General features: G+C 66.5%; 17 protein-coding genes, 1 tRNA gene and 2 pseudogenes. 11 read left to right on the forward strand and 9 right to left on the reverse strand.

Going from position 1 to position 22,096, the window contains the following annotated elements; all coding sequences use genetic code 11:
- Window positions 1-76: 76 nt before the first annotated feature.
- Window positions 77-196, forward strand: a pseudogene (locus WMK75_RS12635) (ATP-binding protein); the annotation flags it as partial.
- A gap of 131 nt (window positions 197-327) precedes the next feature.
- Here WMK75_RS12635 and WMK75_RS12640 read toward each other — a convergent pair.
- Window positions 328-519: pseudogene (locus WMK75_RS12640) on the reverse strand (transposase); the annotation flags it as partial.
- 114 nt (window positions 520-633) lie between these two features.
- Window positions 634-1,860: an argininosuccinate synthase gene (locus WMK75_RS12645; RefSeq protein WP_347268018.1), complete on the reverse strand. Its 1,227-nt coding sequence runs from the start codon at window positions 1,858-1,860 to the stop codon at window positions 634-636.
- 125 nt (window positions 1,861-1,985) lie between these two features.
- Between WMK75_RS12645 and ilvA the strand changes: the two genes are divergently transcribed.
- Window positions 1,986-3,224 (forward strand): threonine ammonia-lyase IlvA, encoded by a 1,239-nt coding sequence (ilvA, locus tag WMK75_RS12650; RefSeq protein WP_347268040.1) that lies wholly within the window; start codon window positions 1,986-1,988, stop codon window positions 3,222-3,224.
- Window positions 3,225-3,231: 7 nt separating this feature from the next.
- Here the strand turns inward: ilvA and WMK75_RS12655 are convergent, their stop codons facing one another.
- A complete protein-coding gene (locus WMK75_RS12655; RefSeq protein ID WP_347268019.1) occupies window positions 3,232-3,582 on the reverse strand; it encodes an Hpt domain-containing protein in 351 nt (116 codons plus the stop codon).
- Between the two features lie 119 nt (window positions 3,583-3,701).
- Between WMK75_RS12655 and WMK75_RS12660 the strand changes: the two genes are divergently transcribed.
- Entirely contained in the window at window positions 3,702-4,964 is a 1,263-nt protein-coding gene (locus WMK75_RS12660) for a SpoIIE family protein phosphatase (protein WP_347268020.1), read from the forward strand.
- Between the two features lie 39 nt (window positions 4,965-5,003).
- On the opposite strand, the gene WMK75_RS12665 is transcribed toward WMK75_RS12660, so the two are convergent.
- Complete coding sequence (locus WMK75_RS12665) at window positions 5,004-5,465, reverse strand: NUDIX hydrolase (protein WP_347268021.1); 462 nt, start codon at window positions 5,463-5,465, stop codon at window positions 5,004-5,006.
- A gap of 105 nt (window positions 5,466-5,570) precedes the next feature.
- A tRNA-Leu gene (locus tag WMK75_RS12670) sits at window positions 5,571-5,655 on the reverse strand.
- 254 nt (window positions 5,656-5,909) lie between these two features.
- On the opposite strand from WMK75_RS12670, the gene WMK75_RS12675 reads away from it, so the two are divergent.
- The 8 genes from WMK75_RS12675 (at window position 5,910) to WMK75_RS12710 (ending at window position 17,935) form a co-directional block, all read left to right on the forward strand.
- Entirely contained in the window at window positions 5,910-7,508 is a 1,599-nt protein-coding gene (locus tag WMK75_RS12675) for a GMC family oxidoreductase (RefSeq protein WP_347268022.1), read from the forward strand.
- Window positions 7,509-7,539: 31 nt separating this feature from the next.
- The gene (locus WMK75_RS12680) at window positions 7,540-8,532 is read left to right on the forward strand and encodes a complex I NDUFA9 subunit family protein (protein ID WP_347268023.1); all 993 of its coding nucleotides are present in this window, start codon (window positions 7,540-7,542) and stop codon (window positions 8,530-8,532) included.
- On the forward strand, window positions 8,529-9,335 hold the full coding sequence (locus WMK75_RS12685) for an undecaprenyl-diphosphate phosphatase (RefSeq protein ID WP_347268041.1): 807 nt from the start codon (window positions 8,529-8,531) through the stop codon (window positions 9,333-9,335). Before WMK75_RS12680 ends, WMK75_RS12685 begins: the two co-directional genes overlap by 4 nt.
- A 148-nt stretch (window positions 9,336-9,483) precedes the next feature.
- Window positions 9,484-10,977 (forward strand): NAD(P)-dependent oxidoreductase, encoded by a 1,494-nt coding sequence (locus WMK75_RS12690; protein WP_347268024.1) that lies wholly within the window; start codon window positions 9,484-9,486, stop codon window positions 10,975-10,977.
- Window positions 10,978-10,986: 9 nt separating this feature from the next.
- Window positions 10,987-11,724, forward strand: a complete 738-nt coding sequence (locus tag WMK75_RS12695; RefSeq protein WP_347268025.1) for a hypothetical protein — start codon at window positions 10,987-10,989, stop codon at window positions 11,722-11,724.
- Window positions 11,725-11,735: 11 nt separating this feature from the next.
- Window positions 11,736-16,271, forward strand: a complete 4,536-nt coding sequence (gltB, locus tag WMK75_RS12700; protein ID WP_347268042.1) for a glutamate synthase large subunit — start codon at window positions 11,736-11,738, stop codon at window positions 16,269-16,271.
- A 165-nt stretch (window positions 16,272-16,436) separates the two neighbouring features.
- A complete protein-coding gene (locus tag WMK75_RS12705) occupies window positions 16,437-16,910 on the forward strand; it encodes a TNT domain-containing protein (RefSeq protein ID WP_347268026.1) in 474 nt (157 codons plus the stop codon).
- A 137-nt stretch (window positions 16,911-17,047) separates the two neighbouring features.
- The gene (locus WMK75_RS12710; RefSeq protein WP_347268027.1) at window positions 17,048-17,935 is read left to right on the forward strand and encodes a cation diffusion facilitator family transporter; all 888 of its coding nucleotides are present in this window, start codon (window positions 17,048-17,050) and stop codon (window positions 17,933-17,935) included.
- A gap of 3 nt (window positions 17,936-17,938) precedes the next feature.
- Here the strand turns inward: WMK75_RS12710 and WMK75_RS12715 are convergent, their stop codons facing one another.
- From WMK75_RS12715 to WMK75_RS12730, 4 genes are all read right to left on the reverse strand, one after another.
- Complete coding sequence (locus WMK75_RS12715) at window positions 17,939-18,937, reverse strand: ABC transporter ATP-binding protein (protein ID WP_347268028.1); 999 nt, start codon at window positions 18,935-18,937, stop codon at window positions 17,939-17,941.
- 31 nt (window positions 18,938-18,968) lie between these two features.
- Entirely contained in the window at window positions 18,969-19,808 is an 840-nt protein-coding gene (locus WMK75_RS12720; protein WP_347268029.1) for a carbohydrate ABC transporter permease, read from the reverse strand.
- A gap of 12 nt (window positions 19,809-19,820) precedes the next feature.
- A complete protein-coding gene (locus WMK75_RS12725; protein WP_347268030.1) occupies window positions 19,821-20,741 on the reverse strand; it encodes a sugar ABC transporter permease in 921 nt (306 codons plus the stop codon).
- Window positions 20,742-20,835: 94 nt separating this feature from the next.
- Window positions 20,836-22,095: an ABC transporter substrate-binding protein gene (locus tag WMK75_RS12730; RefSeq protein ID WP_347268031.1), complete on the reverse strand. Its 1,260-nt coding sequence runs from the start codon at window positions 22,093-22,095 to the stop codon at window positions 20,836-20,838.
- Between the last annotated feature and the right edge of the window lies 1 nt (window position 22,096).

A 22,096-nucleotide genomic window follows, 5' to 3' on the forward strand; every position in this document is an offset into this window, starting at 1 on the left:
TGGCGTCGCCGCTGACGATGCCAGCCAAAGCCGCGCCGCATGATCAAGCCGCGTCACCCAAATTCAGCCATAGCTCTTCGGTTCCGAGCGCCTGACCGGTGCGTTGCTCGACCGGCTGACCCATCATGTCAGCATTCTCGAAATGAATGGTGAGAGCTACCGCCTCGCCAACAGCACAGCCCGCAAACGGCACTGACCATCCCAAATCAAACAGCCCTGAATTGGCCCCGAGGGGCCAATGCGCCATGGCACGCGCCAGCTATGTGATCAGCGCACGCGCCATGGCGCAGTCCCACCGCCACTGGCCTGGTTCTGCGCCGCCGTTGACACTTTCATGGTCGGGCAGGCCTGGATGGCAGCATCGCTGTAGTCGCACTGGCGACCGCACTTGCCGGTGGGTGCGGCCGCCCAAGTCATGGCGGGATCCAACCGGATCGTCAGCGAGCCACGGCGCTTGAGCGCTGCGTTGTAGGCGGGCCAGTTTCGGGTCTTGCAGGTCGGGGGCGTCGGTCTGCTCATGCAGCCCGGCTACCACGCTGGATTCACGAGATGAATCCTCTAAACTGATTTGTGCAACAGAGTCCCTCTGTCGTACGCATATCACCGGCAAGACATTCGCAACCCACCAAAGCGTCACCTAACGCGGGCGTTGCGCGTGGCGATCAGCTTCAGGCGCAGGGCGTTCAGCCTGATGAAGCCGGCCGCGTCTTTCTGGTCATATGCGCCGGCGTCTTCCTCGAAGGTCACGTGCTTTTCGCTGTAGAGCGAATGATCCGACCAGCGGCCCACGCACTGCACCGAGCCCTTGTAGAGCTTGAGCCGCACGGTGCCGGTGACATGTTCCTGGCTTTTGTCGATCAGCGCCTGCAGCATCTCGCGCTCGGGCGAGAACCAGAAACCGTTGTAGATCAGCTCGGCATAGCGCGGCATGATCGAGTCTTTCAGGTGACCCGCGCCCGCGTCCAGCGTGATCTGTTCGATGCCGCGATGCGCCTCGAGCAGCACGGTGCCGCCGGGGGTCTCGTAGATGCCGCGCGACTTCATGCCGACGAAGCGGTTCTCGACGAAATCCAGGCGACCGACGCCATGCCTGCCACCGATCTCATTGAGACGGGTCAGGATGCTGGCGGGCGACAGCGCCTCGCCATTGATCGCGACCGCATCGCCCCGCTCGAAGGTCACTTCGAGGAATTCGGGGGTATCGGGCGCTTCCTCAGGGGAAACGGTGCGCTGATAGACATATTCCGGCGCGGCCACGGCCGGGTTTTCCAGCGCCTTGCCCTCGGACGAGGTGTGCAGCAGGTTCGCGTCGACGCTGAACGGGGCCTCGCCGCGCTTGTCCTTGGCGATCGGGATCTGGTTTGCCTCGGCGAATTCCAGCAGTTTCGTGCGCGAGGTCAGATCCCATTCCCGCCAGGGCGCGATCACCTTGATCGCGGGATCGAGTGCATAGGCCGAGAGCTCAAACCGGACCTGATCGTTGCCCTTGCCGGTGGCGCCATGGGCGACGGCATCGGCGCCGTGCTGATGCGCGATCCGGACCAGATGCTGCGAGATCAGCGGCCGCGCGATCGAGGTGCCCAGAAGGTAAAGCCCCTCATAGACGGCATTGGCGCGGAACATCGGAAAGACGAAATCGCGCACGAATTCCTCGCGCACATCGACGATGTGGATGTTTCCCGGCTTGATGCCCAGCAGTTCGGCCTTGGCGCGGGCCGGCTCCAGTTCCTCGCCCTGGCCGAGGTCGGCGGTGAAGGTGATGACCTCGCAGCCATATTCGGTCTGCAGCCATTTCAGGATGATCGAGGTGTCGAGCCCGCCCGAATAGGCAAGGACGACTTTCTTCGGCGCGTCGGACATGCGGATAACCCCCAAGGAAATTTCGGCAGGGATAGGCGCATTCGCCGCATGTCACAAGAGGAGGGCGGAACTTTCCGGGCAAGGCGGGGCTTGCAAAAATGCCGATTTCGCGGCAATCGCTGGACATGGAAAACTTTGCCGCCGCCGTCCGTCAGGCCCAGGTCGCGCTGCGCGACCTGTTCGGCCCCACACCCTTGCAGAGAAACGACCATCTCTCGGCGAAATACGGCGCCGAGATCTGGCTCAAGCGCGAAGACCTGACGCCGGTGCGCAGCTACAAGCTGCGCGGCGCCTTCAACGCCATGCGCAAGATCGGCGCCGGTGCACATAGCCATTTCGTCTGCGCCAGCGCCGGCAACCACGCCCAGGGCATGGCCTATGCCTGCCGGCATTTCGGGGCGAAGGGCACGATCTTCATGCCGGTGACCACGCCGAAGCAGAAGATCGACAAGACCCGGATCTTTGGCGGCGATGCCATCGAGATCGTGCTGACCGGCGACTATTTCGACCAGACGCTGGCGGCGGCGCAGGAATTCGCCGCGGCGCGGGGGGCAAGCTTCCTGTCGCCCTTTGACGACGCCGACATCATCGAGGGCCAGGCCACCGTCGGCCTGGAACTGCTGGACCAGCTGGGTGCCGCGCCCGATCTGATCGTGCTGCCGGTGGGCGGCGGCGGGCTGGCGGCCGGGGTGATTCGGCTGCTGTCGGAACTGTCGCCCGGGACGCGCGCCGCATTCGCCGAACCCGAAGGCGGCGCCAGCCTGCGCGCCGCCCTGCAGGCGGGCGAGCCGGTCACCCTGGCCAGGGTGGACAATTTCGTTGACGGCGCCGCGGTGGCGCGCATCGGCGCCCTGCCCTTTGCCGGGCTGCGCCGCTTCAGCCCCGAGCAGGTGTTTCTCGCCCCCGAGGACCGCATCTGCATCACCATGCTCGAGATGCTGAACATCGAGGGCATCGTGCTGGAGCCGGCCGGGGCGCTGGCCATCGACGCACTGCGCGACATCCCCGGCCTTTCGGGCAAGCGCGTGGTCTGCATCTGCTCGGGCGGCAATTTCGACTTCGAGCGCTTGCCCGAGGTCAAGGAACGCGCGCAGAGATTCTCGGGGCTGAAGCGCTATTTCATTCTGCGCATGCCGCAGCGCCCGGGCGCGCTGCGCGATTTCCTGCAACTGCTGGGGCCCGAGGACGACATCGCGCGTTTCGAATATCTGAAGAAGACCGCGCGCAACTTCGGCTCGGTGCTGATCGGCATCGAGACCACCGCGCCGGAAAACCTCGAGCGCCTGCGCGAAAGGATCGAGGCCGCGGGCATCGGCTATCGCGACATCACCCGCGACCCGGTGCTGGCGGAATTCCTGATCTGACCCTGGCTCAGGCGATGCGCCGGCCCTTTCCCGGATGCAGCGCCGCGTCCAGTTGCCGCATCAAGGCCTGTTTCGAGGCGCCATAGCTGGTCAGCAGCGCCTCGATCGACACCTCGTCGCTGCCCTGTGCGGCGACGCGGCGCTCGGCCTCGTCGCAGAGATTGCCGAAATCGGCAAAGCCCAGGTTCCAGGCGCAGCCCTTGAGGAAATGCAGATGCGTTTCAAGATGCAGGGCATCGCCCGGCACCAGACGCATCATCGTGCCCTCGACCTCATCGAGGAACAGTTCGAGGATCAGCTGGAATTCGTCGTCGCCGACCTCTCCGCGCAGTTCGTTGATCCGGTTCCAGTCCAGCATGAACAACCCTCAGGGGAATCACACCTTCACCATAGCACACAACACATCTCCGGCGTGTTAATCGCGAAGATTGTCCATATTAACAGAAGATTCAGCCCAGGCGGGTTAGACCGTCGGGCATGAAGATCCTCGATGGCCAGGCCCTGAACACCATGCCGCAGAACTGGCGGCTGGTCCTGCTTGTCGACAGCAGCCGTGCGCAGCGCCGCACCCTGGCGGTGCAGCTGATCCGCGCCGGTTATCACGTGCTCGAGGCCGCCACCGGAGATGAGGCGCTGCAGCTCTGCCATGAGCGCCGGCCCGACATCGTGATCTCGGACTGGATGATGCCGGGGCAGTCGGGACTGGAATTCTGCCGCCGTTTCCGGGACATGCAGTCGGACCGCTATGGCTATTTCATCCTGCTGACCTCGCGCAACGACAAGAAGGACGTGGCCGAGGGACTGCGGGCGGGCGCGGATGAATTCCTGACCAAGCCGGTCTCGGGGGCGGAGCTGCTGGCGCGGCTTTCGGCCAGCGAACGCATCCTGCGCATGGAAGAAAGCCTGCGCAATGCCAATTCCCACCTGCGCGAGGCGCTCGAGCGGCTGCGCGAGACCCAGGCCGCCATCGACCGCGACCTGCGCGAGGCGCAGCGCCTGCAGCAGGGGCTGGTGCGCGAAAGGCACGGCCGGTTCGGCGATTTCGACCTGTCGCTGCTGATGCGGCCGGCCGGCCATATCGGCGGCGATCTGGTCGGCTTCTTTCCGATCAACGCCCGCCGGGCCGGGCTGTTCGCGCTGGATGTCTCGGGCCATGGCGTGGCGGCGGCGCTGCTCAGCGCGCGGCTGACGGCGCTGCTCTCGGGGGCGGCCGAACACAATGTCGCGCTGCGCCCGACCGAAGACGGGCATCACGACGCCCGCCCCCCGGCCGAGGTCCTGCGGCATCTGAACGCGCTCATGCTTGAGGATCTGCGCACCGATTCCTATTTCACCATGATCTATGCCGACCTGGATTTCCTGTCCGGGCGGGTGCGGCTGGTGCAGGCCGGCCATCCCCATCCGGTGCTGCAGCGCGCCGATGGCCGGATCGAGCGCATCGGCCAGGGCGGGTTGCCGGTCGGGGTCTTTCCCCATGCCGAATACGAGGAGTTGCGCCTGCAGCTGAACCCCGGCGACCGGCTGTTCATCACCTCGGACGGGCTGACGGAAAGCGAGAACGCCCGCGGCGAGCCGCTGGGCGAGGAAGGGCTGCACGCCATCCTGCGCACCAATGCCATGCTGCGGGGCGACGCGCTGCTGGAATCGATCTGCTGGTCGGCGGCGCATTATGCCGGCGGGCAGCGCAGCGACGACATCTCGGCCGTGCTGGTCGAGCGGCAGCGCCCGGCCAGCGGCTGAGCGCCACCCCTGCCGCCGCGCGCGTCCCTTTCCCGGCGATCAGGCGCGGCGTCGCGCCCCCGCGCCGCCGGCCAGTGCCAGGCGGACGAAGGCGCGCGATCCGGGGTCTGGCAGAAGCGGCTCGATCTGCGCCAGCGGCCGCCAATGCGCCTCGTGCCCTGGCTCACGCGGCGAGCCAAGCCGCAACAGCGGCCGCGCCAGCCAGACGGTGCAGAGTTTCTCCGCCCAGAAGCCGTATTCGGGCAGGTAGCAAAAGCGCCGATAGGCGCCCAGCCGCCGCGCCGCGCCGATGCTCCAGCCGGTTTCCTCGCGCACCTCGCGGTGCAGCGCCGCCAGCGGCGACTCGCCTTCGTCGATGCCGCCGCCCGGCAGCTGGAATTCGCGCTCGGGGCGCAGCTGCAACGTAAGAAGTGCTGCACCGTCACGGATCAGCAGCGCATAGGCGCCCGGGCGCAGGCGATAGGCCCGCCGCCCCGGCGGCGGTCCGAAACGTGGGATCATGCTGCTGCCCCCCTTTCCTGCGGCCCCGGCTGGGTCACGGCCGCGCAGGCGCCCGCCCTCAATGCAAAAACCGCGCAAACCCGAAGGCTTGCGCGGTTTTTGTCTTGGTGCCCAGGAGAGGACTCGAACCTCCACACCTTGCGGCACACGGACCTGAACCGTGCGCGTCTACCAATTCCGCCACCTGGGCAGGTCGCGTGAGCCGGGTGATTAAGGCCAGCCGCAGGGGGTGTCAACGGGGGATCGGCAAAATTCTTCGCCGCGGCGAAAAGTTTTTCCGCACCCCCGCCGACACCCCGCAGCATGGGCGTTTGACTGCCCGCCCGCGCCGGCCCTATCCTTTCAGTCAGCTTGCCCGCCGATGCGCGAGGCGCTTAGGACGGGGCAGGCACGGAGCCTGCCCGCGCGGATTCTGTCACCAGTCCAGTTCTTTAAGGGGTATTCATGGACGATCTCGTTTCCCGCCGCTGGGATGCCATCGTGATCGGCAGCGGCATCGGCGGCGGCAGCGCCGGGCGCCGCCTGGCCGAGGCCGGGCTGTCGGTGCTGTTTCTCGAGAAGGGCCCCGACCTGGGCGACAGCGCCCTGAGCGGCCTCGGGATCGAAAGCCGCGACCCCGAGGAGCGCCTGGCCAATGGCGCCTGGCCCAGCCTGCTCGAGGCGGAACTGGACGGCACCTGGTGCGAGCTGGACGGCATGATCGGCGCCGGCGTCGGCGGCACGTCGGCCTATTATGCGGCGACGCTGGAACGGCCCGAGCGCCACGACCTTGAGCCGGTCGAGGGCCGCCCGCATCCGACCGGCGGCTGGCCGGTCACCTATGACGAGATGCGGCCCTGGTTCGAACTGGCCGAAGAGATCTATCACATCAACGGCGAGGCCGACCCGCTGGCCCCGGCCGGGGCCCGGCTGCGCCCGCCGGTGCTGGCGCTGCCGGCCTCGGACGCGGCGCTGATGGAGGAGCTGCGCCACGCCGGCATGCACCCCTATCGCACGCATATGGCGGCGCGCTTTCTGCCCGGCTGCGAAAGCTGCTTCGGCCGGCGCTGCCCGAACCGCTGCAAGATGGACGGGCGCACCGCCGGGGTGCTGCCGGCGCTGGAGACCGGGCGCGCGGCGCTGCTTGACCGCTGCAGCGTCATCCGCATCGAGGCCGATGCCGGGCGCGTCACCGGCCTGACCTGCCGCCGCGAGGGGCGCGAATTCACCCTCTCGGCCCGGCGCTATGTGCTGGCGGCGGGCGGGCTCGGCTCGCCGGCGCTGCTGCTTGGTTCGCGCAGCGAGGCCTGGCCCGAGGGGCTGGGCAACCGCTCGGGCCTCGTCGGGCGCAACCTGATGTTTCACCTGAGCGAGATCATCGCCATCTGGGCCGGCAATCTGAAGGCCGAGGGCGGTGCCTCGCGCTCGATCAGCCTGCGCGACCTGTATTTCACCTTCGGCCAGCGCTTTGGCACCGTGCAGTCCATGGGTCTGAGCGCCGGCTATGGCGAGATCCTGCACGCGATGAACGGCCGTTTCGACCAGTCGCCGCTGCGCCGGCTGCGGCCGCTGCGCCACGGGCTGCGCATCCCGGCCCTGGTCGCGGCGCGGCTGCTGGGCAATGCGAAACTGTTCGTCGGCGTGCTTGAGGACCTGCCCTATGGCGGCAACCGCGTCCTGCCCGAGCCCGGCGACCCCGGGCGGCTGCGCTTTCACTATGACATCTCGGATGAGCTGCAAGAGCGCCGCCGCGCCTTTCGCAAGGCGATGCGCGCGGCGTTCCGGCCGCATCGGGCGATGTTCATGGGCGCCGCGCCGCAGCTGAACTTTGCCCATCCCTGCGGCACGCTGCGCTTTGGCGACGATCCGGCGACCAGCGTGCTGGACCGCGACTGCCGGATGCACGGTCTCGAGAACCTGTATGTGGCCGATTCCTCGTTCATGCCGACCTCGAACGGGGTCAATCCCAGCCTGACCATCGCCGCCAATGCGCTGCGCGTGGCGGATGCGATCGTCGCTGGCTTGCGACCACGGCTTGCCGCAGGCGAAAGCCTTGGCTATTGAACGGACAAGCACGCCACGAAAGGAGCGACGCATGTCCGCAACCAAGCTTGTCACCATCTATGGCGGGTCTGGATTCCTGGGCCGGCAGATCGCCCGGATCATGGCCGCGCAGGGCTGGCGCGTGCGCGTCGCCGTCCGCCGCCCGAACCAGGCCGGCACCGTGCGCACCTATGGCCGTCCCGGCCAGGTCGAGCCCGTGCCCTGCAATGTGCGCGACGACCTTTCGGTGACCGCCTGCATGGCGGATGCGGATGCAGTGATCAACTGCGTCGGCATCATGGTGCATGAGGGCCGCAACACCTTCGAATCGATCCATGAGGAGGCCGCGGCGCGCATCGCCCGCATCGCCGCTGCCAAGGGCGTGGCGCAGCTGGTGCATGTCTCGGCGCTGGGGGCGGACCCTGGCTCGCCCAGCCGCTACGCCGCGTCAAAAGGTCGCGGCGAGGCCGAGGTGCTGAAACATTTCCCCGCGGCGGTGATCCTGCGCCCCTCGATCATGTTCGGCGTCGACGACACGTTCTACAACCGCATCGCCGCGATGTCCCGCCTGGGTCCGCTCATGTTCGTGCCCGGCGCCAGGACCGAGGTGCAGCCGGTGCATGTCGCCGACGTGGCCCAGGCCGCCGCCATGGGTGCCGCAGGCGAGGCCGCGCCCGGGATCTATGAACTGGGCGGCCCGGAGGTTCTGTGCATGGCCGACGTGGCCCGGCAGGTGCTGGAGGCCACCGGCCGGCGCCGCGCCGTCATCGGCCTGCCGCACTGGCTGGCCGGCGCCATGGGCGCGGTACTGGATGCGGGCCAGGCGATGACCGGCGGGCTGGTGACGAACCGCATCCTGACCCAGGACCAGGCGCGCACCCTGCGGCTGCCCAACTGCGTCGGCACCGGCGTGCGCACGCTGGCCGATCTGGGCATCACCCCCACCGCCACCTCGGCGGTGATCACGGAATATCTGTGGCGCTTCCGCCCCTCGGGGCAATTCGAGGCGATCACCGATTCGGCCAAGAACCTGCGCAACGGCTGATGGCGTCGAACACCATTGTCGCTGCCGTCCTCGGTCTGCTGGAAGGGCTGACCGAGTTCATCCCCGTGTCCTCGACCGGCCATGTGCTGCTGGCCGGGCATTTCCTCGGTTTCGAATCGCCGGGCCGCGCCTTCGAGGTGCTGATCCAGCTGGGCGCGATCCTTGCCATCCTCGGGGTCTATGCCGGGCGGCTGTGGCGGATCTTTTCCGGCGCCCGCCATGACGCGCGCGCGCGCCACTTCATCCTGGCCGTCACGCTGGCCTTTCTGCCGGCGGTGGTGATCGGGGTGCTGGCGCATCGCATCATCAAGCAGGTGCTGTTCGAGACCCCGGCGCTGATCGCGATCATGCTGATCCTGGGCGGAATCGTGCTGCTGTTCGTCGACCGTCTGGCCCGCAACCCGCGCCATCACGCGGCCGAGGATTTTCCGCTGTCCATGGCGGTCAAGATCGGCTTCATCCAGTGCCTTGCCATGATCCCCGGGGTCTCGCGCTCGGGGGCGACGATCGCCGGGGCGCTGGTCTTGGGCGCCGACAAGCGCTCAGCGGCCGAGTTCAGCTTTTTCCTGTCCATGCCGACCATGCTGGGGGCCTTTGCCTTCGACCTCTACAAGAATCGCGACATCCTGGACGCGGCGGCGGTGGGGGACATCGTGATCGGCTTTGTCTGCGCCTTTCTGGCGGCGCTGTTCGTGGTCAGGCGGCTGCTGGACTATGTCTCGGCGCATGGCTACGGGCTGTTCGCCTGGTGGCGCATTCTGGTCGGAATCCTGGCACTGCTGCTTTTGCAGGCAAATAGGTAGCCTGCACTGACTCATTTTCAGTTTTTTTTCCCGGCCCGGCGCAGGAAAGTCCAGAAAAACGCAAAACAGGTCAGCCTGCCTGACTTTATTGCCCGCGTGGACTGTCATAACAGGCGAATGAACACCGCCTTATGAAGGACGCGCAGCCATGGCCACGCAGAAGATGCTCAAATTCGTCACCATCGGGCGCGAGATGCCCGAAAAGCGTGACGCGGCATCGCGCTCGGAGGATTTCCACGAGATCTATCGTGAGTTCGCCGATGCCAAGGCGCGCGAACAGGCCAGCCGCTGCAGCCAGTGCGGCGTGCCCTATTGCCAGAGCCATTGCCCGCTGCACAACAATATTCCCGACTGGCTGCGCCTGACCGCCGAGGGCCGCACGCAAGAGGCCTATCTGCGCGCGCAGGAGACCAACACCTTCCCCGAGATCTGCGGCCGCATCTGCCCGCAGGACCGGCTGTGCGAAGGCAATTGCGTCATCGAACAGGCCGGCCACGGCACCGTCACCATCGGCGCGATCGAGAAATACATCACCGACACCGCCTGGGAGGAGGGCTGGGTCGCCCCCATTGCCCCAGCGCACGAGCGGCCCGAATCCATCGGCATCATCGGCGCCGGGCCGGGCGGGCTGGCGGCGGCCGACCGACTGCGCCGCATGGGCTATCAGGTCAGCGTCTATGACCGCCACGACCGCGCCGGCGGGCTGATGATCTATGGCATCCCCGGCTTCAAGCTGGAAAAGCAGGTGGTCGAGCGGCGCAACCGCCTGCTGGCCGATGGCGGGGTGGAATTCGTGCTGAACGCCGATGTCGGCCGCGACATCAGCTTTGACGCCATCCGCGGCAAGCATGACGCGGTGCTGATCGCCACCGGCGTCTACAAGACCCGCGACCTGGACATCGACAATGCCGAGGCCCGCGGCGTGGTGAAGGCGCTCGACTATCTGACTGCCTCGAACCGCATCGATCTGGGCGACGAGATCCCCGATTATGAGGACGGAGAGCTGAACGCCCGCGGCAAGCGCGTCGTGGTCATCGGCGGCGGCGACACCGCCATGGACTGCGTGCGCACCGCCATCCGCCAGGGCGCGCAATCGGTGAAATGCCTCTATCGCCGCGACCGCGCCAACATGCCCGGCAGCCAGCGCGAGGTGCAGAACGCCGAGGAAGAGGGCGTGGAATTCGTCTGGCTTTCCGCCCCCGGCGCCTTCAGCGGCCATGTCACCGGCGAAGCGATGGAGGCACAGGAACGCGACATGGACGACGTGGGCGACATCCCCACCATCAGCGCCGTGCGCGTGCAGCGCATGCGCCTGGGCCAGCCCGACGTGTCCGGCCGCCAGACCCCGGAACTGATCGAGGGCGCCGATTACGACGAACCCGCCGACCTGGTCATCAAGGCGCTCGGGTTCGAGCCCGAGGACCTGCCGCGGCTCTGGGGCGTCGACGGCCTCGAGGTGACGCGCTGGGGCACGATCAAGGCCGATTTCCAGACGCATCAGACCAGCCTGCCCGGAGTCTATGCCGTGGGCGACATCGTGCGCGGCGCCAGTCTGGTGGTCTGGGCGATCCGCGACGGGCGCGAGGCCGCCGACAGCATCATGGGCTATCTGTCGGGCGCCGCCCGCATGGCGGCGGAATAGGGGGCGACCATGGCAACGCTGCCGCAGATCCCGCCCGCCGCCCTTGCCGCCGCCCTGCTGCTGGCGCTGCCGGCCGCGGCGGCGAATTTCACCCCGCCCGAGGGCTGCCGGCTGGAGGTGACGGTGCAGAACCGCTCCTGCACCGTTTCGCAGCACTATCGCTGTACGGGCGATGCGCCGGGCGACCAGTGGGTGGTCTATTTCACCCCCGAGGGCGCCAGCTACCAGTCGCGCATCGACCGCGAGACGCGCTGGATGGAAAGCGTCGATCTTGACAGCGGGCTGATCGACCGGCTCGAGGACGAGGCCCGGGACCATGCCTCCTTCTCGACGCTGCTGGCCGAGGGGCGCGACGATTTCGACTTCTGGACGCGCTCGAACAGTGGCGAGCGGCTGCACCATGTCGGCCATGACGAACTGACCGGCGAGACGGTGCAGATCGACGGCGTGCCCCTGGAGGTTACCCGCTTCGAGCTGACCACCTTCGGCGAGACCGGCGACGTGCTGATCCGCCGCCGCGGCCAGCAGTTCATCAGCCGCGCGCAGGGCCGCTTCTATGGCGGGGTCGAGACATCCGACGACTGGACCGGCGCACGCCAGGAAACCAATGACAGCCCGGTGCGCTTTGCCTTTCCCGGCCAGCCCGGCTTTGGCAGCACCACACCAGAATATGACTGCGACCTGCAGATGGTCCGGGACCGGATTCCCGCACCGCTGCGGCAGCTGCAACAGGAGGCACGGACGTGACGAACCGCGACATGCGCGATTGGCAAGAGCAGGAACAGGCGCGCCGCGACTGGATGGCCGAACATTCGCTCTACCGGGCCGAGGACGAGCATTCCTCCTGCGGCGTCGGGCTGGTGGTCAGCCTGGAGGGCAAGGCCAGCCGCAAGGTGGTGGAAAACGGCATCAACGCGCTGAAGGCGGTCTGGCACCGCGGCGCCGTCGATGCCGACGGCAAGACCGGCGACGGCGCCGGCATTCATGTGCAGATCCCGGTGCCCTTCTTCTATGACCAGGTGCGCCGCACCGGGCATGAGCCCGACCAGTCCAAGCTGATCGCGGTGGGCCAGGTGTTCCTGCCGCGCACCGATTTCGCGGCGCAGGAACGTTGCCGCACCATCGTCGAATCCGAAGTGCTGCGCATGGGCCACTATATCTACGGCTGGCGGCATGTGCCGGTGAACACAGCCGTCCTGGGGGAAAAGGCCAATGCCACCCGCCCCGAGATCGAACAGATCCTGATCCGCTGCGAAAAGGACATCGACCACGAACAGCTCGAGCGCGAACTCTATATCATCCGCCGCCGCATCGAGAAGGCGGCGATCGCGGCGCAGATCGCCGGGCTCTACATCTGCACGCTGTCGTGCCGCTCGATCATCTACAAGGGCATGATGCTGGCCGAGCAGGTGGCGGAATTCTATCCCGACCTGCGCGACGAACGGTTTGAATCGGCCTTTGCCATCTATCACCAGCGCTATTCCACCAACACCTTCCCGCAATGGTGGCTGGCGCAGCCTTTCCGCATGCTGGCCCATAACGGCGAGATCAACACGCTGAAAGGCAACTCGAACTGGATGAAAAGCCACGAGATCCGCATGGCCAGCCGCACCTTCGGCGAGATGGCCGAGGACATCAAGCCGATCATCCCCGCCGGCTCGTCCGATTCGGCGGCGCTGGATGCGGTCTTCGAGGTCATGGTGCGCTCGGGGCGCAACGCGCCGATGACCAAGACCATGCTGGTCCCCGAGGCCTGGTCCAAGGCCACCACCGACATGCCCAGGGCCTGGGCCGACATGTATGCCTATTGCAACTCGGTCATGGAGCCCTGGGACGGGCCGGCGGCGCTGGCCATGACCGACGGGCGCTGGGTCTGCGGCGGGCTGGACCGCAACGGGCTCAGGCCGATGCGCTATGTGGTGACCGACGACAACCTGCTGATCGCGGGTTCGGAAACCGGCATGGTGCCGGTGAACGAGGCCGATGTGCGCGAAAAGGGCGCGCTGGGGCCGGGACAGATGATCGCCGTCGACATGGCCGAGGCGCGGCTTTACCACGACCGCGAGATCAAGGATCACCTGGCGGCCAGCCAGCCCTTTGGCGACTGGGTGGAAAAGGTCGTCCAGCCCTCGGAGCTGATGGCGCAACTGCCCGAGATGGCGCTGTTTTCCGGTGAGGACCTGCGCCGGCGCCAGATCGCCGTCGGCTATAGCGTCGAGCTGATCGAACAGGTGCTGGTGCCGATGGCCGAGGACGCCAAGGAGGCCATCGCCTCGATGGGCGACGACACGCCCCCCGCGGTGCTCTCGCGCCAGTTCCGGCCGCTGGCGCATTATTTCCGCCAGAACTTCAGCCAGGTGACCAACCCGCCCATCGACAGCCTGCGCGAAAGCCGGGTGATGAGCCTGCGCACGCGTTTCGGCAACCTCAAGAACGTGCTCGAGGAAAGCTCTACCCATACCGAGATCACCATGCTGGAAAGCCCGTTCCTCGCCAATGGCGAGTTCGAGGAGCTGACGCGCATGTTCCAGCACCAGGCGACGCAGATCGACTGCACCATGCCCGCCGAGGCCGGTCCCGAATCGCTGGCCGAGGCGCTGGCGCGCATCCGCGCCGAGGCCGAGGACGCGGTGCGCTCGGGCGCCGGCCACATCATCCTGACCGACGAGGGCATCTCGGCGGCGCGCATCGGCGTGCCGATGATCCTCGCGACCAGCGCCGTGCACAGTTGGCTGACGCGCAAGGGGCTGCGCACCTTCTGTTCGCTGAACGTGCGGTCCTCGGAATGCGTGGACCCGCATGATGTCGCGGTGCTGATCGGCTGCGGCGCCACCACGGTGAACCCCTATCTGGCCCAGGACACCCTGGCCGAGCGCATCGAACGCGGGCTGCTCGCGGGCAATCTGATCGACATCATGACGCGCTATCGCGAGGCGGTGGACGCGGGGCTGCTGAAGATCATGGCCAAGATGGGCATCTCGGTGCTGTCCTCCTATCGTGGCGGGCTGAATTTCGAGGCGGTGGGCCTGTCGCGCGCCATGGTGGCGGAATATTTCCCCGGCATGCAGTCGCGCATCTCGGGCATCGGGCTGCACGGGCTGCAGGCCAAGCTGGCCGAGGCGCATGCGCGCGGCTTTGCCGGCCATGCCGCGGATCTGCTGCCGGTGGGCGGCTTTTACAAGGCGCGGCGCACGGGCGAAAAGCATGCCTGGGAATCGAACACCATGCGGCTGTTGCAGCTGGCCTGCGAAAAGGCCTCTTATGACATCTGGAAGCAGTTCACCGCCACCATGCGGGCCAATCCGCCGATCCACATCCGCGACCTTCTGGACATCAAGCCCCTGGGCAGGCCGGTGCCGCTGGAGGAGGTGGAATCGATCACCTCGATCCGCAAGCGTTTCGTGACGCCGGGCATGTCCTTGGGCGCGCTCTCGCCCGAGGCGCATATGACGCTGAACATCGCGATGAACCGCATCGGGGCGAAATCCGATTCCGGCGAGGGCGGCGAGGATCCGGCGCATGCGGTGCCGCTGCCGAATGGCGACAACCCCTGCGCCAAGATCAAGCAGGTGGCCTCGGGCCGCTTCGGCGTCACCGCCGAATATCTGAACGCCTGCGAAGAGCTGGAAATCAAGGTGGCCCAGGGGGCAAAGCCCGGCGAGGGTGGGCAGCTGCCGGGCATGAAGGTCACCGAGCTGATCGCGCGGCTGCGCCATTCGACCAAGGGCGTGACGCTGATCAGCCCGCCGCCGCATCACGACATCTATTCGATCGAGGATCTGGCGCAGCTGATCTATGACCTGAAGCAGATCAACCCGCGCGCCAAAATCACCGTCAAGCTTGTGGCCTCCAGTGGCGTCGGCACCATCGCGGCGGGCGTGGCCAAGGCGAAAGCGGACATCATCCTGATCTCGGGGCACAACGGCGGCACCGGTGCCAGCCCGGCGACAAGCATCAAGTTCGCCGGCCTGCCCTGGGAGATGGGCCTCACCGAGGCGCATCAGGTGCTGGCGATGAACCGCCTGCGCGAACGCGTGACGCTGAGGACCGACGGCGGCCTGCGCACCGGGCGCGACATCGTCATGGCGGCGATGATGGGGGCCGAGGAATACGGCATCGGCACCGCCGCCCTGATCGCCATGGGCTGCATCATGGTGCGCCAGTGCCAGTCCAACACCTGCCCGGTCGGCATCTGCACCCAGGACGAAAAGCTGCGCGCGATGTTCAATGGCAGCGCGGACAAGGTGGTAAACCTGATCACCTTCTATGCCACCGAGGTGCGCGAGATCCTCGCCTCGATCGGCGCGCGCTCGATGGATGAGGTGATCGGCCGCGCCGACCTGCTGACCCAGGTCAGCCGCGGCGACAAGTCGCTGGACGATCTGGACCTGAACCCGCTCTTGATCACCGTCGATGGCGCGGAACGCATCGTCTATGATCGCAGCAAGCCGAGAAACGCGGTGCCCGACACGCTGGATGCGGAAATCATCCGCGACGCCGGCCGGTTTTTCTCGGACGGCGAAAAGATGCAGCTCAGCTATGCGGTCAGGAACACCCAGCGCACCATCGGCACCCGCACCTCGTCGCTGATCGTGCAGACCTTCGGCATGAAGAACAAGCTGCAGCCCGACCACCTGACGGTGCGCCTGACCGGCAATGCCGGGCAGTCGCTGGGCGCCTTCGCCGCGCCGGGGCTGAAGATCGAGGTCTCGGGCGACGCCAATGACTATGTCGGCAAGGGCCTGTCGGGCGGCACCATCGTGGTGCGCCCACCGATGGACAGCCGGCTGGTCGCGGCGGAAAACACCATCATCGGCAATACCGTGCTTTACGGCGCGACGGACGGCCATCTGTTCGCCGCCGGCCGCGCGGGTGAGCGTTTCGCGGTCCGCAACTCGGGCGCGAAGGTGGTGATCGAGGGCTGCGGCAGCAATGGCTGCGAATACATGACCGGCGGCGTCGCCGTGATCCTCGGGCGCATCGGCAGCAATTTCGGCGCCGGCATGACCGGGGGCATGGCCTATCTCTATGACCCCGACGGCCTGGCTCGCGCCTATGTCAACGCCGAGACCCTGATCCTGTGCCCGGTGACGCAAGCGCATTGGGAGGCCGAGCTGAAGGGTCTGATCGAGCGCCACCTGGCCGAGACCGGTTCGCGCCGCGCCGCCGACATCCTGCAAGACTGGGCCGCGGAAAAGGCCAATTTCCTGCAGGCCTGCCCGCGCGAGATGCTGCCGCATCTGAAGCATCCCATCGCCGAGGTCGAGGATCTGGTGGCCCTTCCCGCCGAGTGATGCGCAAAAGGGGCCGCAAGCGGCCCCTTCCTTCGACAGATCGAACCCCGTTGGGTTGTAACGACGGCACTGGCGCCGCGCGCAGGAAGAGTTTCCTGCTTGCCCTGGCTGCAAATTCGGCCCAGCCTTCTGCCAAGGCAAATCTGTTTTCCAGAAGGTTTTCCCATGCGCCATCTTGCGGCTGTCGCCCTGCTTGCCCTTGCCGGTTGCGCCAATCTGTCCCAGAATACCGCACCGCCGGCCACCATGCCCGAAAATGCCCGTCCCGACCTCGCAGCCAAATGGATCAGGGACGGCGATTTCCGCTGGCCCCCGAATGACGGATTCGACGGCCAGGGCAGCTATGTGGTGCTGCCCGCAGGGGTGCTGCTGGACCGCTTCGGATCCGAGCATGGGCGCTTTTTCACCCCGAAAGGCGCCAGTTTCGACGCCCGCGCCCTGCCGACCGTCTGCGCCAGCCTGACCTATACGGTCTACAGGGTGACCTCACCGCTGCCGGTCAAGATCGGCGGTGCCGCACCCTGGTTCGACGCGCCTGGCGGCGCAACCCAGATCAAGACTGATGCGACGGCCGGACAACTGGTGGCCGATGGCGTGCTGCGTCGGGTCCCGGCGCAACGGTCACCCTGCACCCCCTGAAGGCGGGCGCCGCGACTTCTGCCCTGGCTCCGGTCGTCCCGGGATGGCACTCCGGCCCCCACGCACGCCTCAGGGCTTGGCGCCGGGCGACATGGGGGTTACAGAGCAGCCCTATCGCCCGCAGCAGGGGAACGAAGATGTCCGCGACCGAAAGACTTGCCGTCGGCAGCATCGTCATCGGCCTGATCGTCCTGGCGCTGAAGACGCTGGCCTGGTGGCTGACAGGCTCGGTGGCGCTGATGTCGGATGCGATGGAAAGCACGGTGAACGTGGCGACCGCGGTGGCGGCGCTCATTGCCATCCGCGTCGCCGCCAAACCCGCCGACCGCGACCATCCTTACGGCCATCACAAGGCCGAATTCTTCAGCGCCGTGCTGGAGGGGGTGATGATCATCGTTGCCGCGCTGCTGATCCTGCGCGAATCCTGGTACGCCTTCCAGGCGCCGCGGCTGCTGGACGCGCCACTGGCCGGGCTCTTGATCAACGGCCTCGCCGGGGTGATCAACGGCTTCTGGTGCCTGGTGCTGATCCGCCGCGGCCGGGCGCTGCGTTCGCCCTCGCTGGTGGCGGATGGTCAGCATCTGCTGTCGGACGTGATCTCCTCGGCGGGGGTGCTGGTCGGCGTTTCGCTGGCCGTGGTCACCGGCTGGGCGGTGCTCGACCCGGCGCTGGCGGCGTTGGTGGCGCTGAACATCCTGTGGTCGGGCTGGAGGGTGATGACGCGCTCGCTCTCGGGGCTGATGGACGAGGCGGTGGCCGACGAGACGCTCGGCGACATCCGCAACACCATCTCGGACGCGGCGACCGGCGCCATCGAGGCGCATGACCTGCGCACCCGCCACGCCGGCCCGCGCACCTTCATCGACTTTCACCTGGTGGTGGACGGCCAGACCACGGTCGATGCCGCGCATGACATCTGCGACCGCATCGAACAGGCGCTGAAGCGCAAGCTGCCCGGCGCCATGATCACCATCCATGTCGAGCCGGAACACAAGGCCAAGCACTCGGGCGTGCTGGTGATCTGACCGCTAGCGCAGCCGCTGCCCCGCGGCGTCGAAATGAAAGGCGCGTTCCGGGTCGAAATCCAGCCCGACCGGCGCATCGACGCTGAAATCGCGCTCGCCGAACAGGCGCAGGGTCAGCAGGCCGTGATCCTCGGTCTGGACATAGACCAGGGTCTCGCCGCCCAGCTTCTCGACATGGCTGACGCGGCCATTGATGCGCCCGCCCGCCGCGACCGGGGTCAGATGCTCGGGGCGGATGCCCAGACTGTCCGAGGCCAGGCCCAGCCGGCCCGATTTCAGGAAATTCATCTGCGGACTGCCGATGAAACCCGCGACAAAGGTATTGTCGGGGTCGTTATACAGATCCATCGGGCGGCCGACCTGCTCGACCACGCCGGCGCGCAAGACCACGATCTTGTCGGCCAGGGTCATCGCCTCGACCTGGTCATGCGTGACATAGATCATCGTGGCGCCCAGTTCGCGGTGCAGGCGGGCGATCTCGATCCGGGTCTGCACCCGCAGCGCGGCATCGAGGTTTGACAGCGGCTCGTCGAACAGAAACAGCTTCGGGCGGCGCACGATGGCGCGGCCGATGGCGACACGCTGGCGCTGGCCGCCCGACAACTCGGCCGGGCGCCGCTCCATCAGCTGCGACAACAGCAGCATCTCACCGGCACGGTCGGTGGCCGCGGTGATCTCTGCGCGGGGCGTGCCGGCCTGTTTCAGCGCCAGGCCCATATTGTCGCGCACCGACAGATGCGGATAAAGCGCGTAGCTTTGAAAGACCATGGCAATTTCACGCCTTGCCGGGGCCAGATCGTTGATGCGCGCCCCGTCCAGCATGACATCGCCCGAGCTTACATCCTCGAGCCCGGCGATCATGCGCAAAAGCGTGGATTTGCCGCAGCCCGAGGGGCCGACGAAGACGCAGAACTCGCGGTCCGCCACCTGCAGGTCCACGCCCTTGATGACATCGGTCGAGCCGAAGGATTTGCTGACTTTGGCAAGGTTCAGGGCTCCCACGCGGGCTCTCCTTTGTTTGGGGTCTTGGCGTTCATTTCACCGCGCCGGCGGTGATGCCGCGGATCAGCTGGCGCGAGAACAGCAGATACAGCACCAGCACCGGCACGATGGCCAGGCCCAGCGCTGCCAGCACCGCATTCCAGTTGGTGACGAACTGGCCGATGAACACCTGGCTGCCGAGCGTGATGGTCTTGGTCGCCTCGGAAGGCGCGAGGATCAGCGGAAACCACAGGTCGTTCCAGATCGGGATCATGGTGAAGACCGCCACCGTGGCCATGGCCGGCCGCACCAGCGGCAGCACCAGCCGGAAGAAGATGGTGTATTCCGACAGCCCGTCGATGCGCCCGGCGTTCTTCAGATCGTCCGAGACACCCTGCATGAATTCGGACAGGATGAAGACCGCCAGCGGCAACCCCTGCGCGGTATAGACCAGGATCAGCGCCGTCAGCGTGTTCACCAGCCCCGAGGCCACCATCATCTGCAGGATCGCCACCGTCCCCAGCCGGATCGGGATCATGATCCCCAAGGCCAGATACAGCCCCATCAGCATGTTGCCGCGAAAGCGGTATTCCGACAGGGCGAATGCCGCCATGGCCCCGAACAGCAGCACGCAGAACAGGCTGACCAGGGTGACGGTCATCGAGTTGGTGAAATACTGCAGGAAATCACCCTGCGCCAGCACGGTGCGGTAACCCACCAGATCAAAGGTCGCAGGCGTCGGCAGCGCCAGCGGATCGGCGAATATCGCCCGGCGGCTCTTGAAGCTGTTGACCACGATCACAAAGACCGGAAACAGCGCGATCAGCGTATAGCTCAGCAGCGCGGCATGTGCGGCAAGGCTGCGGAACGGGGACTGGCGGGCCTGGCTCATCTCTCTCGCTCCTCAGAACTGATAGCGGCGCAGGCGGCGCTGGATGGCGAACAGATAAAAGCAGACCCCCAGCAGGATGATGCCGAACATGGCGGTGGCGATGGTCGCCCCCATATGCGGATCGCCCAGCTGCAGCTGGAAACCAAAGAAGGTCCGATACAGGAATGTCCCCAGGATGTCGGTGGCGAAATTCGGTCCCGCCAGCGCGCCCTGCGTGACATAGATCAGGTCGAAAGCGTTGAAATTCCCGACGAAGGTCAGGATCGAGATGATGCCGATCGCCGGCAGGATCAGCGGCAGGCGGATCCTCCAGAACTGCGACCAGCCGGTGACGCCGTCCATCTCGGCCGCCTCGATCACCTCCTCGGGGATCGACAGCAGCGCCGCATAGATCAGCATCATCGGAATGCCCACGAACTGCCAGACCGAGATCAGCGCCAGCGTGGTCAAGGCATATTGCTCCTTGCCCAGCCAGGGCGCGAACAGCGCCTTCAGCCCGACCGCATCCAGCATTCCGGGCGCAATGCCCCAGATCGGCGACAGGATCAGCTTCCAGACAAAGCCGACGATGACAAAGCTCAGGATGGTGGGAATGAAGATCGCCGTGCGATAGAATGCCGCCCCCCGCAGCCTGGGCGAGGACAGCAGCGCCGCCAGCGCCACCCCTACCGGGTTTTGCACCAGCATATGGACCAGAAAGAACCAGGCGTTGTTGCCCAGCGCATTCCAGAAGGCCGCGCTCCAGCGCGGGTCGCCGAACAGGGTGGCGAAATTCGCCAGCCCGACAAAGACGCGCTCGCCCGCGGCGTCCAGGCTGAACAGCGACAGGTTCAGCGTCCCGAACAGCGGCACGATCATGATGGCGGTATAGACCAGCACCGCCGGCGCCAGAAATACCGCGATATGCCAGCGAACCGGTTTCCGCCGCGCCATGTCGTCTCCCTTGTCTTCCTTGGGAAAATATCCTCGGGGTGCGGGGGGCAGACAGCCCCCCCACCTTTACCGGGCCGTCAGGCCCGGCCGGCGCTCACTTCTGCTGCGGGGCGTACCAGCTGGCCAGACCCTTCTGCAGCCGCTCGGCGGCGGCCTCGGGGGTCTCGGTGCCCTTGATCACATTGGCGCTGGCGTTCCAGGTCTCGTTTTCCAGATTCGGCGTGCCGCGCGACAGGATCTGATAGGTCGAGCGGATGGTCGGCTCGCAGGTCTCGCGCCAGCCGACGAATTCCCTGGCCAGCGGATCGGCCATCTCGACCGGCGTCGCGTTCAGCGAAAAGAACCCCGGCAGCGCATTGGCGTAAAGCTCGGCGAACTCGGCCGAGCCGACCCATTCCAGGAACTTCTTCGTTTCCTCGGGATGCTTGGTGCCGGCATTCATGCCCAGCGCGATGTCGGTATGGTCGCTGATATAGCACTTGTCGCCCTCGGCCGGCACCGGCGGCGGGAAGGCACCCATCTCGAAGGCGCCGGCGATCTGCGGACCGAACACCCCGATCTCCCACGAGCCGGCGGGATAGATCGCGGCGCGGCCCAGGGTGAACAGGTTCTGGCTGTCGGGATAGGTCTGCGCCTCAAAGCCGTCGCCGAGATAATCCTTCCATTTCGCCAGCTGGCGGAAGGGCGCGACCCAGGGCTCGTCGGTCAGCTTCTGCGTGCCGGCGATCAGCGCCTTGCGGCCCTCCTCGCCCTTCCAGTAATTCGGGCCGATGTTCTGATAGCCCATGGTCGCGGCTTCCCACTGGTCATTGGTGCCCATGGCCATGGGAATGTAATTGCCATCAGCCTTGATCTTCTCCAGCACGGCAAAGAACTCGGCCTCGGTCTTGGGCGGGGTCAGGCCCAGTTCCTCGAACGCCTTCTTGTTGTAGATGAAGCCGTGGATGACCGAGGCCATCGGCACGCAGAAGGTCTGCTTGCCGTCGTCGGTCTGCCAGGCCGATTTCGCCACATCCGAGAAGTTCGCCATCGCGGCCATGTCGCTCAGATCGGCCAGCTTGCCCTTGTTGAACAGTTCCAGCGAGGCGTCGAAGGGCCGGCAGGTGATCAGGTCCCCGGCCGAGCCCGCGTCCAGTTTCGAGTTCAGCACGGCGTTGTATTCCGGCGGCGCCGAGGGGGCAAAGACCACCTTGATGCCCGGGTTCGCAGCCTCGAAGGCGGGGATGATCTTGTCCTGCCAGATGGTCAGGTCGTCGTTGCGCCAGCTCTCGACGGTCAGCGTCACGTCATCGGCAAGGGCGGCGCCGGAAAGCAGCGTGCTGGCCAGCAACGCCAGCCGGATGGTCTTGGTCATG

Origin of the sequence: Paracoccus sp. (in: a-proteobacteria), from assembly GCF_039808215.1 — a bacterium.
GTDB lineage: Bacteria > Pseudomonadota > Alphaproteobacteria > Rhodobacterales > Rhodobacteraceae > Paracoccus.

Coding starts and splice junctions, on each gene's coding strand:
- WMK75_RS12720 (WP_347268029.1), bottom strand. CDS start 19,808: ATGAGCCAGGCCCGCCAGTCCCCGTTCCGCAGCCTTGCCGCACATGCC.
- WMK75_RS12680 (WP_347268023.1), top strand. CDS start 7,540: ATGTCCGCAACCAAGCTTGTCACCATCTATGGCGGGTCTGGATTCCTG.
- WMK75_RS12675 (WP_347268022.1), top strand. CDS start 5,910: ATGGACGATCTCGTTTCCCGCCGCTGGGATGCCATCGTGATCGGCAGC.
- WMK75_RS12645 (WP_347268018.1), bottom strand. CDS start 1,860: ATGTCCGACGCGCCGAAGAAAGTCGTCCTTGCCTATTCGGGCGGGCTC.
- WMK75_RS12725 (WP_347268030.1), bottom strand. CDS start 20,741: ATGGCGCGGCGGAAACCGGTTCGCTGGCATATCGCGGTATTTCTGGCG.
- WMK75_RS12655 (WP_347268019.1), bottom strand. CDS start 3,582: ATGCTGGACTGGAACCGGATCAACGAACTGCGCGGAGAGGTCGGCGAC.
- WMK75_RS12695 (WP_347268025.1), top strand. CDS start 10,987: ATGGCAACGCTGCCGCAGATCCCGCCCGCCGCCCTTGCCGCCGCCCTG.
- WMK75_RS12665 (WP_347268021.1), bottom strand. CDS start 5,465: ATGATCCCACGTTTCGGACCGCCGCCGGGGCGGCGGGCCTATCGCCTG.
- gltB (WP_347268042.1), top strand. CDS start 11,736: ATGCGCGATTGGCAAGAGCAGGAACAGGCGCGCCGCGACTGGATGGCC.
- WMK75_RS12660 (WP_347268020.1), top strand. CDS start 3,702: ATGAAGATCCTCGATGGCCAGGCCCTGAACACCATGCCGCAGAACTGG.
- WMK75_RS12690 (WP_347268024.1), top strand. CDS start 9,484: ATGGCCACGCAGAAGATGCTCAAATTCGTCACCATCGGGCGCGAGATG.
- ilvA (WP_347268040.1), top strand. CDS start 1,986: ATGGAAAACTTTGCCGCCGCCGTCCGTCAGGCCCAGGTCGCGCTGCGC.
- WMK75_RS12705 (WP_347268026.1), top strand. CDS start 16,437: ATGCGCCATCTTGCGGCTGTCGCCCTGCTTGCCCTTGCCGGTTGCGCC.
- WMK75_RS12710 (WP_347268027.1), top strand. CDS start 17,048: ATGTCCGCGACCGAAAGACTTGCCGTCGGCAGCATCGTCATCGGCCTG.
- WMK75_RS12730 (WP_347268031.1), bottom strand. CDS start 22,095: ATGACCAAGACCATCCGGCTGGCGTTGCTGGCCAGCACGCTGCTTTCC.